The organism is Sphingopyxis macrogoltabida, assembly GCF_001307295.1.
Taxonomy (GTDB): Bacteria; Pseudomonadota; Alphaproteobacteria; order Sphingomonadales; family Sphingomonadaceae; genus Sphingopyxis; species Sphingopyxis macrogoltabida_B.
In genome coordinates, this window is sequence record NZ_CP012700.1 from 1,099,645 (window position 1) to 1,115,041 (window position 15,397).

General features: G+C 58.1%; 6 protein-coding genes. 4 read left to right on the forward strand and 2 right to left on the reverse strand.

Going from position 1 to position 15,397, the window contains the following annotated elements:
* Nucleotides 1-92 precede the first annotated feature (92 nt).
* Both AN936_RS05090 and AN936_RS05095 read right to left on the reverse strand, forming a co-directional pair.
* Nucleotides 93-3,035: an SNF2-related protein gene (locus AN936_RS05090; protein ID WP_054587185.1), complete on the reverse strand. Its 2,943-nt coding sequence runs from the start codon at nt 3,033-3,035 to the stop codon at nt 93-95.
* Nucleotides 3,032-5,977: a hypothetical protein gene (locus AN936_RS05095; RefSeq protein ID WP_234715748.1), complete on the reverse strand. Its 2,946-nt coding sequence runs from the start codon at nt 5,975-5,977 to the stop codon at nt 3,032-3,034. Before AN936_RS05095 ends, AN936_RS05090 begins: the two co-directional genes overlap by 4 nt.
* A 144-nt stretch (nt 5,978-6,121) precedes the next feature.
* Between AN936_RS05095 and AN936_RS05100 the strand changes: the two genes are divergently transcribed.
* The 4 genes from AN936_RS05100 to AN936_RS05120 are packed head-to-tail and all read left to right on the forward strand — an operon-like array spanning nt 6,122 to nt 15,127.
* Nucleotides 6,122-8,476, forward strand: a complete 2,355-nt coding sequence (locus AN936_RS05100; protein ID WP_054590114.1) for a UvrD-helicase domain-containing protein — start codon at nt 6,122-6,124, stop codon at nt 8,474-8,476.
* A gap of 27 nt (nt 8,477-8,503) precedes the next feature.
* The gene (locus AN936_RS05110; RefSeq protein WP_201782967.1) at nt 8,504-11,662 is read left to right on the forward strand and encodes a helicase-related protein; all 3,159 of its coding nucleotides are present in this window, start codon (nt 8,504-8,506) and stop codon (nt 11,660-11,662) included.
* Nucleotides 11,659-13,473 carry a DUF1998 domain-containing protein gene (gene drmB / locus AN936_RS05115; RefSeq protein ID WP_054587188.1) on the forward strand — a complete coding sequence of 605 codons (1,815 nt, stop codon included), beginning with the start codon at nt 11,659-11,661 and terminating at the stop codon, nt 13,471-13,473. The genes AN936_RS05110 and drmB overlap by 4 nt, the downstream gene beginning before the upstream one ends.
* Nucleotide 13,474: 1 nt before the next feature.
* Nucleotides 13,475-15,127 carry an NERD domain-containing protein gene (locus tag AN936_RS05120; protein WP_054587189.1) on the forward strand — a complete coding sequence of 551 codons (1,653 nt, stop codon included), beginning with the start codon at nt 13,475-13,477 and terminating at the stop codon, nt 15,125-15,127.
* Nucleotides 15,128-15,397 lie beyond the last annotated feature (270 nt).

Consider the following 15,397-nt stretch of genomic DNA (forward strand, 5'->3'; position numbering starts at 1 on the left):
AGCTCCACTTCCTTGGACTTCGACGATTCATTGCCCTCGCCACGGAACCAAGAGTTGCTCGCGCCTGCTTCGCAGCCGCACATAGGGCTGGACTAATCGATACACCTGAGGCCCATCAAAATTGAGATTGTTTGGGGTTCACCCGCTCGAAGCTCTCCGGCTTGATACCGATGGATCAGAGCCAGAGCCTCACTTAAGTTGATGGCGCTTGATGTCGACAGTCGTTCGAGAGCGGCCACTTGCCCCAGCCAAAGCTCTTCCGGCACGCCCTCCGGTCGAGCGGTTCTCCGACGTTCCGCAGTAAGGTTCCGGTTTCGGAGTTCGGCTTCGAAAGTTGCCGACATCTGAGCCGCTACGATCTCGAGGGCGCTTTTTGACCGTGCGACTGCATCTTCATGAAAATGCTTTGCAGCTTCTGTCACCAGATCCCGGTGCACCGCTTCCAAACGCTCAACCGACTCCTGTTTTATTAGCGGCTGAGAAGCAGGTCTGCCCCTTGCAACCGCCTTCCAGTCTGGTGGTGCAAACGGCTGCAGGCATGTTTCGATTTGCTCTCGTGACAACATGCACCAGCCCTCCTTCCCGTGAGCCGATCCGATGAGGAGCAGTCGCGGAGGTGCGGCAAGCCGAACCGCGCGCTGGACCGCCCGCCACCGGCTCATGAGCGCCTTGCGATCTGCAAGAAGGGCGATGCGTTGCGCGTCGGTCGGGGCGGTGGCAAGCAGTTCCTCCGCCTCGGTGGACCACAGACTTGGCAAAAACTCGTCGGGAAATGGGTCCAGTTGCGCGGCGACCAACAGAACCGTGGAGCCGATTGCGAGCGCCGGGTGGCCTTCTGGCATCATGACAACGGTCTGCGTGAGGCGCTTGGCCCGACTAAACGTGGAAGCCGCCGCAGCGCAGTACCCGCCCACGAGGGTGTCGAAGATGACGCTACCGTTATCGAGGAAGTGGAGCGGGCGCGGCGTGTCTTCGCCTTCGTCCGTCAGGACTGTCCTGCGCGGGGGAGACGAGACGTCGGAACGGCGCAGGATGAAGGGAAGATGGTCCGACATCCAGCGCTCATGATTAACCCCCGGTAGCAAGAATGGGCTTTGACCTGCTCTGCCGGATGCTGCCTGACGTGGATACCACAGTGTTCGAAAGCAATAGCTGTCGACCTTGTCAGCCCTGCGCCCGACATCGAAATCCCCCGCTCGATCCATCGTCTTGAGCCAGATGGACATGGCGCTCTCTTTTCTCGCTACTGGCGTATGTCCGGCGAAGTTCGCTCCCATAGACTGGCGCTCCTGGTCCGGCTGTTGCCACGTAGCGTAAAGCTCCCGTGCCGCAACGGTGTTCACTGACGGGTCAAGTTTGATACTGCTCGGAAGCCCTTGATCTGCCGCGGCGAGCTTTGAGACGGGATCCGGGCTTGATCCCACGACGGCTGTTTGTGCCAAGATCTGCTGAACATCAGTAAGCTGCTCCGGGGAAAGTGGCGGAAGGGGGGCGTCGAAGACGCCCATCGCAGCCATACAGTCAGCTACCGCAGTTTCCTGCGCTCCTTCGACGAGTATTCGCCAAATATCTATCCACCGTTGCCCATGACGGTCAGCGCGGCCGCCGCCCAACCGGTCGATGCGCCCGATTAGCTGGTCAATGCTGTCGATCTCCCAAGGGAGTGAGTAGAAAATCATACCGCTGGAGATCTGATGGAGATTTAGCCCGGCCTGAACCCAATCGCCCACCAGAAGTAGACGGCTAACTCCTGAGTTGAGTGGGGCAAGCGTCGCCTGCATTTCCCGCAGATTGGTAACCCGGTCGACCTCCCCCGAAGACGGCCTCCGCAGCACGGAGATTGCTGCCTCAAGCTCTGGAAAGTACCTCGGCAACGCCGCCTGCAGCAGATCGATCGTCGGATTATCGCCGCATACGATAATAAATGTCTGGTCCGGGTCCTTCGTCCACTGGCTTGCGAGAATATCGAGGAGCGCGCCAAGCCGGGCGTCGCCGGGATCGTCGAGCGTGAGCTGACGCGCAGTGCGGGCCAGTTCGCTTAGTTCCCCGCCACGGCTAGCTATCTCTGCGAGGACAACGCGCGCCGCGCGCGCACTGCGCTGCAGAGACTTTGCCGAGGTCCATTGGGGGCCTTCAAAACCGAGGCGCGAATCTGCGTTGCGAACGAGAGCGCGAGCAATTTCAATCCTGAGCCGTTCATGGTGCAACGGCTGCACACGTATGGAGTGGTTGCGCCTGCGCGGGAGCCGATCGTTCCAGTCACTTCGGCTATTTCTCACGATTCGCCGCCCAGCCGCGAACCGGGCGTGAACCAGTGGAAATGCGTCGGCACCTTTCAGAAGTTCAGTCGCTGCGCCCGCTTCCCGTTCCGCGAGCAGCTCATCAATCGTCTTATTCTGAAGTTGCGCGAGCTGAGCAATTTCAGGTTCCAGAATTCGCATCAGCATGTTGCGCCAGGCACCATCTCCAAGGCGAGGTGTCGCCGAAAGCACCAAGACTTGTCTGAAGCCGTCAGCAAGTTGAGAAATCGTTTGAACCGCATCTCGGGGCATCGTCTGCGGCTCATCGACAATGAGTAGATCGAACACCTTGTTGTCGGCTTGGAAAATGCGGCCTCCTTCATCGTCTCTGACCGTAAGGTCGCGCGGGCGCACCAAGGTCACGGATGGCAGATTTGCAGGGTCAAAGTCCGAAGCGCCAACCAGAGCAGGCATGACGTGACCCTTGGTCCAGCATTCGTCCTGCCATTGCGAAAGAAGGTTGTCAGGGGCAACAACGAGCGTTCGATGCGTCGGGTCCTGAAACCTGAGCGCATTCACGATCATCAGCGCCTGAACTGTTTTGCCGAGACCCACTTCATCGCTAATCAAATGACGTATTTCGGCTTCAGAAAGCACCCGGCGGACAGTCGCCAGCTGATGCGGAAGTGGTTCAGCAGCCACCCCGAGCGCGCCGCCCAGCCCTTCGTTAAGAGCAAACGCACGCATCCGGTACGCGCCGACGCAGTTTACGAACCTGAGAAACGGATCCGTCACGCTGTGGCAATCTCCGGCAGGTCTCGCGCCGCAAGGCGCCACCGCAAGCAGACATATCGGACGGCGCGAGCCGTTTGCGTGTCAGAGAGTGCGTGAGCGAGGGTTTCACCCCAGTTTTCGCCCGCAATCACCTGAGCCGGGCAAAGCCAGAACTGGAGAAGCGTCCGGATTTCAGACCTCCCCATCCATCGAAATCCGGGCCTCCTGAAACTGTCGACGTGGCAGCTGTCGAGGAGATCTACCAAGTCGTCTTGTGTGAGCTCTCCATACCATGCGTTGACTAGCGCGTTCCAGCGGCGTGCGGGTAGGATCAATGGCCTGAACATGGGTAACGTGGCAAGGACAGCAGCCTCTTGAAGTGCAGCTTTCCAGACGTGAGCTGGGCGGCTCATATCAGGCTCTTCGAAAGTTTCGTGACCGAGGTCTTCATGATACCTCCGCAGATCGTCGTATGCGTCTATGACGGCCAAATCGAGGTTGCCTGCGGTGTCGTCGTCCCATTCAGAGAGTGCCAAAGAGACATCGGGAATCTCATCGCGAAGTCGTTGAATTAAATATCCGTTCAGTCGCGCGCGGTCAGATCGGCTCGAGATCACGGGGAGATCATTACCTCTGGTCAGCCACTTCCGCCAGGCGCAGTGGACGACGGCACCATGTGACGACAAAATAGTAAGATCGAGGCCTTCTTCCAGCTCCAGCCAGGCATCGCCGCATAGCATGCGAGTCACCGCTGCTTCGAGCTCGCCTGCGATCGATGATCGCTGCCAATCACTGATCGCGTTTCGGCATTGCGCCAGTCTCCACGCCACCGCCGAGCGTGCCAGATCAACAATGCCGAAGCGGTCCGAGAGGCTCACTGCCTCGCGAACAACAGGCGGCACGATGCAATTTTGCGGTGCGAATGCGGGTTGCCCATGATCCAGCACTAATGCCGCAGAGAGCGCTTCGTGGTCGCGGGCGTCCGCTACCAAAAGTTGCAAGCCTCTTGGATCAGCTCGGCCGCTCTTGAGTATCGGGGCATCGGCCGTTGCAATGAGTGTTGGGATTTCCCTGGAAAGTCCGTCTTCCGCCGACCACAGGCCGGTGTCACGATCATACGTCAGACGGTTGATCGGCGGTAGCAGCTCCACAACCTCCGTTCGAAATCCGTCAACCGAGACTCGCAACTTTGCAGCGCCTGACGTGATCGGAGTCTTAAAAAGCTGCGCCCGGAGTTCCTGAAAAATCTTGGAGGTGCCGCGAACGAGCGCCGGAACTCTCTCGAGAACTCCTTCAGAGGTGATCGTTGGCATTCCTCCTGCAGTTAGCCGCAAACGCACTCGAACACCCTCAAGAGCAACAGGTGCGGATACACGAACCGAAAGATTTCCACTTTCCAGATCCGCCAATGTCGGCCGTGGAGGGTCCAGTGCAATCTCGGCGGACTCTGCCTCCGGAAGCTCAACCATTTCAAACAGGATTTTGCTGTCGCCCGCCTCGCTACACTCGATCCAATGCTCGCCGCATGCAGGTTTGAAGACCGACCAACTTTGATCGCCAACCCGCATGACACGGCCGGGATCAATGCTGCCATCCAGTTTCGGTGAGATGCCCACGCTGCTGGCCGAGACAAAAACGGGAAATGCTGCAGCGAACTTTGAGGCTGCACCAGGTAACGGCAAGCCCATAACTTGCAGTCCGGTCTTGCCAATGACAAAGCCTGATCGGCGCAAGACTTCCGCATCTGCTTTGTCAGCCGTCGAAAGCCAACTGAATTCCGGCGCGGACGGTTCGCCGGTCGCAATCCATCGAATTACATGCGAACGAGCAGGTAATTGCTCACCCGGGAAAACAGCCTGTGCCTCTACAAACCCGGCACCGACAAGGAAGAAGGATGTGCTACTCGGCTGGAGAGCAGCAAGGATCTTCTCACCGGATTCGTCGAGTTGTTCCAGTTCACCGTCTAGGCAGAGCGGAGCAGCGGGAAGCTCTGCCGGAAGCCCGATTGCAATCGCTCCACCGAACAGAAATGTCCGCAGGGGAACCGCCCTATCCGCGCCAACAGCTCTGATCCGATCGCCCGGAGAGCGCAACAATCCTGCCACCTCCTGCCGCACTTCAGTCGGGAGAACGGGGCCTCTGACGAGCAGATGAGTCGGCGATTGCTCCTTAAGCGCCAACACGTAGCGAGCCGGCGGAACACTGACGACGTTCCTGAACTTCCGCTCCGTTATGCGTCGTGCTTCGTGGATCGCGCGCGACGCGCCCGCGTCTTTTCGCAGATCGCGGTCGATCCGCTCCAGTATAGCGCCCGACAGCCAGCCATCGGATGCTGGGTGCAGCAAGCGCCTCATTACTTCCGACGCTGTATCCGTCTGCTGAAGCCAGTTTTCGAAACGACGACTTGCCTGACCGACGGCGATTTGCACTAGGTATTGATGAAGCGCTTCGGGATCATTTCCCGAGATTCCAGCCCGGAGCGCTTGCCGCAATGCGCGAGCGAGCTGCGGTTGCAGCTCCAGCGGAACCAGAGCGTTTGCAATTGGCCAGGCGATTAGTGGGAAATGGCGCTCCCAAGCACTGTTTCCTGGTTTCGCTATGGCGAACTCGCGATGCCCGAGTTCGAAAAATCGGACTAGTGCTGACCGAAATCCACCACCAGCGATGTGGTGAAGGTCTTGCTCGACTACGGGCCAGAAGTCGGTTCCGGTCCCTCGATATCGATATCCCACCTCAGCCGTTACAGCCAAAAGCGGGAGGTACGACCAGTTCCACTGAGGGCTTGAAAGGCTGGGGTCACGCTCGAGCGCGCGCCAAAGTAAATCCCTTACCCCGATTAGATCGTCAGCACGCAGGCCGTGCTCTATCATGAAAACAGGAAAAGAGCGGCGGTCTTCGGACATCCTTGAAATGCGACTGCCGATCTCTTGGTGTTTTTCTTTTAGGAGATCTAGCGCCGACATTGTTACTTTCATGCACAAGAGGCGTGGTCGGGGCGGATCCAAAAAAATTGATTGCCCCTCATTCCCCTATGCGCAACACACTGGCCTACAGACCTTTCTCCGGTCAACTCGGATTTATTGAAGCGGCGAGAAATCTTGGTGAAGATGCGTTCTAACGTCAGGGATATGCGCATTTCGCAGGAGTTCCAGGAGCTACGACGCATAGCCGACTTCATCCGCAGCTTTGTGCATGCTCGGAGATCGGCGAGTGTCGCGGAGGTCTGTGAGTGGGCGAGCCGATTCCTCGATCCGCTTGGCGCAAGCGAGGATGCCCGGATACGGCCGCTGATTTCGCTCCTTTGCGAGGCCGGAGATTTTGGATTTGGAAGCGTACGCGAGGAGCAGGTTCTGATCGCTCTGCCGGAGCGGCGAGTGGAACTGCCGGACGGTCGGGTGATTCGCGTGGGTGATCACGGAATGCCTATGTCTGAAGAAGGTATCGGTCTCTTTCCCGACGCCGCCTTGCCTCCGTGTTGCAGCTTGTTGGAGTATTTGCAGGAAATCGATGACGCACCGCCGCCGCATCTGGAGCGATTCGTGACTCCCTCAGGCACGTGGGCGGAGGTAGCCGAAATTCCAAAGGCGCTGTCACGCGCACTCGCACTATGCGGCAGTTTTGATCCAGCTACAAAGTCGTGGTTCATCAGCGATCAGAACGCCAGTTTCATCAACGACTGGCTCGGGCTTCATGAGCAATGGCAAAGCCTGGCAGACGCCGCCGGGCCTGACCCGGAGCAGCAACGCGTAATTGAAGCGCCTGCGAATGCGCGATTGTTGGTGGAGGCAGGGCCCGGTTCAGGCAAGACTTTCGTGGCATGCGCACGGATAGCTTCACTCGTGGACCTTGGAGAGGTCGTCCCGTCACGAATTCTCGTTTTGAGTTTCACGCGCGTGGCAGTGGCCGAACTTCGTGATCGCGTCGCCGCATTGAGCCCTTCTTCGGCAACCTCTGCGATCCACACGCGAACATTCGATGCATTTGCTGCGCGCTTGCTTGGGGCCGCAGGCCAGCCGGTCAAGGGGGGGCACGATGCTTCGATCCGAGCGGCGACACGGCTGCTCGTGCGCAAAGATCCGCTTGTTCTTGATATTGTTTCGGGATTCGAGCACGTCGTCATCGATGAGGCGCAGGACCTTGTGGGGGATCGGAAAGCCTTCTGTGACGCACTCGTTGAGGCGCTGCACGACGGTTGCGGAGTCACTGTTCTGGGTGATCCTGCGCAGGCTATCTACGGCTATCAGGTCACGGAAGCTGAGAGAGACGCGTTCGTCGAAACCGTCTGCAATCGTGCCGAATTTTCGACCATCCGTCTTGAACAGGATCACCGGACGAAAACTCCGGCACTGGGTGATATGTTCGCCGAATGCCGCGATGAGCTGCTGTCCCCTGCCTCAGATCAGCGGGCACGCTACTTCAAGGTGCGCGATCGTATCCAAGCTGCTGCATCAGAGAGCGGCATTTCTGGGTTCGCCGGTCACGCTTCCACGACGCGTGGTCTGATCCTCACGCGGGGGCGCGGCGCGCTTATCACCGCCGCAGAAGCGTTGAGGTATCGAGGCCGGGAATTTCGGATCCGTGTTCCAGATCGCCCATTGCACATCGAAGCGTGGATCGGGGCGACCTTGGGCGGCTTGCCCGGAAATGAGCGTATATCGAGAGATGGCTTTTCCGCCCTGTTCGACGAACTGGCACCTGCCTGTGACCGGGATATTGCCGAATGCTGGGAAATCCTGCAGGAACTTGAAGGTGCAACTGGACCCCATGTCATCGTTTCCAACATTGCCGAGGCGCTTGAAGATCCAGTCCTCGAGATCGTCCGCGATCATGAGGGGAACACGGGCCCACTGCTGTCTACCATTCACGCAATCAAGGGTCGAGAGAGCGACCGCGTGATGTTGCTGTTGACGAAAGCTCCAACTGGAGAAGATGTTGACTGGGACGAAGAAGCGAGGACGCTTTATGTTGGAGCGACCCGTGCATCTGCGGAATTGCGGACGGGATGGGTTACCCCGAACAGATACTTCCGAACAGGGAGACCTGAACGATACTGGGCTCCGCGCGCAGGCTATCGAATGCTTGAGATTGGACTAGACGGTGATCTGTTGAGCTGGAGCGATCTTCTTAAAAACGGTCTCGTTCCAAAGCCGCGCGAAACCGTTTCTGCAATCTGGGCGGCTGCTCGCGCCCAATCATCGTTAAGGGCGGTGCGGAACAATGCAGGGCAGTACATCCTGTCCCTCCTTGATGAGAACTCCACACCGCTGGGCTGCCTGTCCGCAACGTTTCTCGAGATTCTGCATGGAATTACGCAAGCTGATCCCGAAAGCCCCGGGCCCGACGCGGTGGACGCAATAGCTATGTCCGGAGCAACGACAGTATTCTCTTCTGGCGTAACCGGAAATTCACCTCCAATCGGGCTTATGCCCTTGCTGAGCGGATTTTGCCGGGTCGATCGCTGAGACCAGTATGCTTTGAGGGGACTAAAGGTGGAGGCACGCGACATTCTGCTCGCGCGGATGAAAACGGACCTGATTGGTCCGGGCGAAGATAACGAAACGATATCGGACAGGCCTACCGACCGCTATCTGACAGGAATACTCTTTCCGCCTCGGACTGAAGTTTCGCCCGACGAAGATGACGAGTCTGCCGAAGCAGATAACCCAGAGTTCGCCGGCACGTCATTGGATAGCATCAAAACTGCATCCACTTTCCGCCCGAGCTCAGCCGGCCTCTCCTTTGCTATCCGGCCGATGTCCTCGCGGGCGTCATTAAAGATCTCCGTCCGAGCCGCTCGTTATAGGATAGCGGGCACTGAACCGGATGAAGAGGCAGCGACACAGAAAAGCCGTTCCAAACTTTGGCAGCGTTTTCCGCTGAACGCTGATGTCGAGCTGGTGTTGTCGGATTGGGAGGCTGCTGGTGTTAAGCCTGTCAGCCTGGCCGAAAGCGGCATAGCGGATGCCAGCCTTCATATTCGTATTGCGCGCTGGGCGGGAGTCCTGCTGGTCACTGTGGCGCTCACCAACGATGCCCGGCCAGCGAAGGCCCGAAGCCGGCAGGCCAGCGAGGAGGCCGCACTCTTCCAAGTCGAGCTTGCCGTAAGCTGTCTCGAGGACTGCCATTTCGTCCCCAAACCTGATCGATCCGGAAATAGCGATGTGGACGACGACGCTAAAGCATCAGCCTTGCTGTACCGTGACGTACGGCAGTGGGCTGTGGGGCACACATGCTCGGCGGTCTGGGATGAGCTGGAAGGCGCTTCAATCAAGGAAGTGTCATCGAGCTGGTTGCCAGAGACAACCGTTCATGTCGTCAGCGCAGCCGGTGACGTCGAATTCAAGGACGCTGCCGCCCGAGCCCCCCTCGGCGCGACCTGGTTAGCAACCGAAGATGATGAAAAGCTATCAGCCGGGCTGAATGCATTTGTCGACGCTTATTCACAGTGGATCAAGAAGACGGAGTCAGAGCTCGGCACCGTGCCTGCGGAAAGCGCCGAGCAAGGTAAAACTCATATAAGGCGCTGCCGCGAAGCCGAGCAGCGGATGCGCCGCGGCGTCGCGCTCCTGTTTGACGACGCTGAGGTGCTCGATGCGTTCCGAATGGCCAACGCGGCGATGGCGCTCCAGTATTCGTGGAGGCAGAATCCGGAACCACCCGAGCTTTCCTGGCGCCCCTTCCAGTTGGGATTCGCGCTCCTATGTCTGGAATCGATTGCCGACGACGGTTCGCCAGACCGTGAGACGATGGATTTGCTTTGGTTTCCTACGGGCGGCGGCAAGACCGAAGCCTATCTGCTTCTCACCGCGTTCACCACTTTCCTGAGACGGATACGCGCCAAGGGAAATCCGTCCGGCGCGGGCGTTACGGTTTTCATGCGTTATACTCTGCGTCTACTGACTATTCAGCAGTTCGAGCGTGCCGCCGCCCTCATTTGTGCCTGCGAATTAGTCCGGATGGGCCACGCACCCGCAGGCGCAGCTTTACTCCCGGCTCATTTCAAAAGCGATGTCCCGATATCCTTGGGGCTTTGGGTCGGCGAAGGCGCGACACCCAACTCGGTCAGTGATGCAGAAGAGGCGCTAGAATTAAACAGCGACAATTCCCCGGCGCAACTGAAGGCATGCCCTTGCTGTAGTAAGGATCTCAGCTGGGCCATATCCGCTGACAAAACGCAGATCGAAGTGCGGTGCGTGTCGGCGGCCTGCCTCGTCGCGAAAAGCATGGCCCATCTGCCTGTGTGGACTGTGGATGATGATGTCTATCGTGCACAGCCGACGCTACTCATCGGAACAGTCGATAAGTTTGCCCAACTTGTGCGTAAACAGGTGAGTGGGCGCCTGTTTGGAATCGGTACCGAAGCCGATACCCCGGCTCTGGTGATCCAGGACGAGCTTCACCTGATCTCCGGCCCCCTCGGCAGTCTGGCTGGACTTTACGAAGCCGCCGTCGATGAGCTCTGCCGTAATTCGTCGGGCCACCGGGCAAAGATTCTCGGTTCAACGGCAACAATCAGGCGAGCCGAGGATCAAATTCTGGCACTTTTTGATCGGCAATCGTTCCAGTTCCCTCCGCCGGGGCTATCCCACACCAACTCAGGCTTTGCTGTTGAGGATCGTGAGGCTCCCGGCAGGCGCTACATCGGCGTTACGACCGTGGGCCGATCCGCCAAGTTTGTTCAACAGGCAGTCGCCGCGTCACTGCTCCAGTCAGCCGGAGACAGCAATATCCCTGATACGGTCCGGGATGGCTACTGGACATTGGTCAATTACTTCAATTCATTGCGCGAGCTTGGTGGGGCACTCTCGCTCATGCGAGACGACGTTGAGCGCAGCATCAGCGATTACACCTCGCGCAGACCAGGCGAGATTCAAAGGGAGGCTGGAACGCAGATCGAGCTTACCAGTCGGGTGAGCTCCAGCGACATTCCCAAATACCTGAAAGATCTTGAACGTCACTGGCAGGACCCCGAACACATCGACATCGTCCTCGCCAGCAACATGATCTCAGTCGGAATGGATGTGTCGCGCCTTGGACTGATGGTCGTCAACGGCCAGCCCAAAACTATTGCAGAGTACATCCAGGCGACGAGCCGGGTAGGCCGCAGCCGCAGCATTCCCGGCCTTGTCGTGACGCTGTTCAATGCGGCCAAGTCGAGGGACCGAAGCCGGTACGAGACGTTTTCGACTTGGCATCGCAGCCTTTACCGCGATGTCGAGGCGACGAGCGTGACTCCGTTTGCACCACGTGCCCGTGACAGGGCGCTTCATGCACCCTACGTCGCACTCGTCCGTCATCTGATTCCCGGAATGGAGAACCCCTCACAGATTGAGCATCATCAGGCCGAAGCGGAAAGTCTGCTACAACGGATTGTCGATCGAGTTCAGCGCATTGACCAGCCAGAGGCCGGACCTGCCCGCGATCAATTGGACAAGTTTCTCGATGAATGGTTCGATCGCGACAATCTCAAGGATTATTGGCAAGACTACGGCGATGCCCTGCTGACATCGGCGGAAGCGGCAGCTGAGCGGGGTAACAGAGCTCGCTTCGCCAATCAGCGGCCAACGCCAAATTCACTTCGTTCCGTCGAGGCATCCACCATGTTTGTATTGCTTGAAGGCGCCCCCCCGGAGGGCAACGGACGATGAAATCGATCGGGAAAATACGCCGCAGTCAGGTCCTTTCAAACGGCCCAGGCGCCATTATCGATTTCCGGGGAGACAGCGGAGCTCCTTTGTCGGTCGTCGCTGCGGGTTTGGAAGCCTGGGACAAGATGTCGGCCAAACCAGGCTTGCTTAATGAGCAACGCATCAGTCATGAACCCTTGCAGGCAAGGTTGAACGTCAAAGGCTTCCGACTGCCGCCTGTCGGTAAGGAAAAGGTGGGAACTTCGACAAGGGACAGGTTACTCCCAGCCTACCGGTTCCCGGACTGGCATGTGTGCCCGAAATGCGACCGACTTCAACGCAGCCGATTCTGGAGTTCCGAACTCGATCGCCCGGAACTGTTTTGCAGCGAGTGTACAACAGGCCGAGGCAAACGCGCCAGAAAGTCATTCGTTGTGCCGGTCCGCTTCGTTGTTACTTGCGCGTCTGGGCATCTTCAGGACTTTCCCTGGGCATCCTGGCCGCGGCACAATTCAGCTTGTTCCCGCAAGCGTCCTCTGAAGCTGATCGGGAAAGGCGCGGGGCTGAAAGGCCTCAGGGTGCACTGTACCGAATGCCTCGAGGAGAGGGATCTGGACGGCGCCTTGTCGCCGGGAGCCTTGGGCAAAATTCCCTGTGAGGGACGTTCGCCGTGGCTGCAGTCGGCACCGGCGGCTTGCTCAAACGAACCCGTTGCCATTCAGCGTGGTGCTTCCAATGCGTATTTCCCGGTGGTCGCGTCTGCGCTTGACGTCCCGCCCTTTGGTGGCACGTTTCGTGATTGGCTGGACGAGTTCTGGGCCGACCTGACGACCCTTGCCGACCGGGCGCAGGTTCCCGATTTTGTCAGGAAAAGGATCCACCCATATTGGCCTGATCCGACGGTCACGCTCGAGCAGTTGAACGCGAAGATCCTGACGCTGCTTCATATTCTCGACGACGAAAGCAGCGATTTACGTGTCAACGAGCACCTGATGCTTTGCTCAGGTGGCAGTGCCGACGAACATTTTCCCGAGTTTAAAATCGTCCCTCAAAATCTGCCGGCGGAACTCTTGGGCACGTTTGATCAGGTAGTGTCAGTAGAACGCCTCCGCGAAGTGCGGGCACTCAGAGGTTTCACTCGCCTCAGCCCTGCCGAGAGTGTCAGCAGCCTCCACATAGCGCCTCTATCGGAGGCCCCCATGAACTGGCTTCCGGCAATCGAGGTTCGGGGCGAAGGCATCTTCCTTAATTTCGATGAAGGCCGTGTCACACAATGGGAGCAAATCCCGTCCGTGGTTGCGCGAGCTCGGGTTGCCCATGAGGCGGCGGAACGAAGCTGGCGCGAGCATAACGACGACGACCGCGAGTTCCCGATGACGATCTCCCCACGGTTCCTGCTCGTGCATACAACGGCTCATGCCCTTGTTGAGCAGCTCTCGCTGGATAGCGGATACTCGACTGCCTCGATACGCGAACGGCTGTATGTCTCCTCCGGGCCGGGCGGCATGTGCGGTTTTCTGCTCTACACGTCAGCACCAGACTCTGACGGGACGCTGGGTGGACTTTCCCGCAAAGGCCGGTCCCGTGAACTTGTCCCCATTCTCCTGGGAGCATTGCGCGGTTCGGAATGGTGCTCGGCTGACCCGCTTTGCGGGAGCGGCATTCTGACACTGTCCGAAGGATCGGGCTCGGCAGCGTGCCACTCCTGCTGCTTTCTTCCGGAAACATCGTGTGAGCATTTCAACCGCCATCTCGACAGGGCGATGTTGATCGGAACTCCGGAAGCTCCTGAAATTGGGTACTTCCACGCATTGCTGAAGAACGAGGGCTGATATGGCGCGAATGTACCCCGGAACGTTGCCAGAGCACGTCCTCAAGAATCCGAAATTGTCGTCAGAAATCAGAGTCTACAACACAATCCGCGACAGACTTTCAGCCGACTATCGATGCTACTACTCCAGATCGTGGCACCAGGCAGACGGAGATGGCGGTGAGTTTGACGGTGAAGCCGATTTCATAGTGGCACATCGTGAAAACGGTTTACTTTTCCTCGAAGTGAAGGGTGGCCGGGTCAGCTGTAGAGAGTCAGACAACCAGTGGCTCACCACTGACCGGGACGATTTCACGTTCAAAATCACGAGTCCTGTGTCGCAGGCCATGAAAAGCAAACACCATTTTCTGAAGCGGCTGAAGGAGCGACTGGGTAGCCGCTATATCCGCGCCCGGCACGGAGTGATCTTGCCCGGAAGCACACGACCTGTCCGCGCTCTGGCAGCTGATGCACCGCACGAAATTGTCGCATTCGGCAACGACATGGCCAAGCTGGATCAGTGGATTGTTAACCGGATGGCCGGCGTCAGCGATGATCGAGAAATGCCGTTGGGCATGGACGGGGAGCGGGCGCTCGAAGAAATCCTTGCAGGGCATTTTGAACTGCAGGCTCACATCGGCTGCAGCCTCTCCGACGACGCCAAGGAGATCGAGCGCCTTACCAGCGAACAAGCGTGGATTCTCGACTCGCTAGATCATAATCAGCAGCTCGCCATTACCGGAGGAGCGGGTTCGGGTAAGACGGTTCTCGCGATTGAGGCGGCTGTGCGGTCGGCAGAAGGTGGCTGCAGAACGCTCCTCACGTGCTTCAACGTGCCGCTCGCGAACCATCTTCGCGAGCTATGTCCGTCACACCCCAACCTTGTCGTCGCAGGCTTTCACTCGCTGTGCGGAATGTTTTCTGAAAAGGCTGGTCTGACAATCTCGCAAAAGCATGACGACGACTTTTATCAAAACGTGCTCCCCAATGCCTTGGTGGAAGCGGTGGACCGGATGCCCGATCTCCGTTTCGATACGGTAATCGTTGATGAGGGTCAGGACTTCAAAGACTCATGGCTCGACGCACTCAAGTTGGCCCTTGGCGACCTCGACACGGGGCGTTTCTACGTTTTCTATGACGACAATCAGCGCCTCTTTTCCCACGAGGGGAGTTTTGTGTCGGCCTTGCCGCAGTCGGTCATTCCGTTGTCGAGAAATCTCCGCAACACACGTCGTATTCATGCTGTGATGTCGAAGTGGTACGAGGGAAAGCGATCGACGCCCGCTGGCCCGGAAGGTGAGCAGGTTGCTATTCACGAGTGCAGATCACGGGAACAAGCGGTGAAGGTAGTCGCCGACCGTATTCGCACGTTGGTAACATCAGGCCAGCTGCAACCTGGCGACATTGCAGTTTTAGATGCGTCGGGCTCCATAAACTTTGGTGACAATATCGGCGGTGCGCGCGCATGTAGGGCCGACAAAATCGCTAAAAACTGCGTCATCGTGGATACGGTACGCCGTTTCAAGGGCCTGTCGCGACCGTGCGTTTTCGTGATAGGACTCGAGGGACTCACCGACCCCGAGACCATTTATGTCGCTACAAGCCGTGCAAACATACTGCTGGAACTTGCTGGGAGCCCTGACGATATTGCCCGCATCATGTGCTTTGGATCATGAGAAGCGTGATTGTGCGCCAAGTGATGGTATCAAAGCGCATGAACAGTGATAGTTTAGTGCAACGATATACTTGTGTAGTGGCCGCATGACCTAAGGATCGAAGCATATGGAAATGCGGTAACATAAGGTACGTCCGACCGCACGCGACCATCCCTACCCAAAAGGAGAGGGCGCTCAGCTTTTCCGGGAACCCACGGGCGTCTGTCAAATTCTCCTAGGGTCGCGTCCGTCAAGGTGGTGTAATTTCGGCTGTGGCCGTGGGCCATCGTC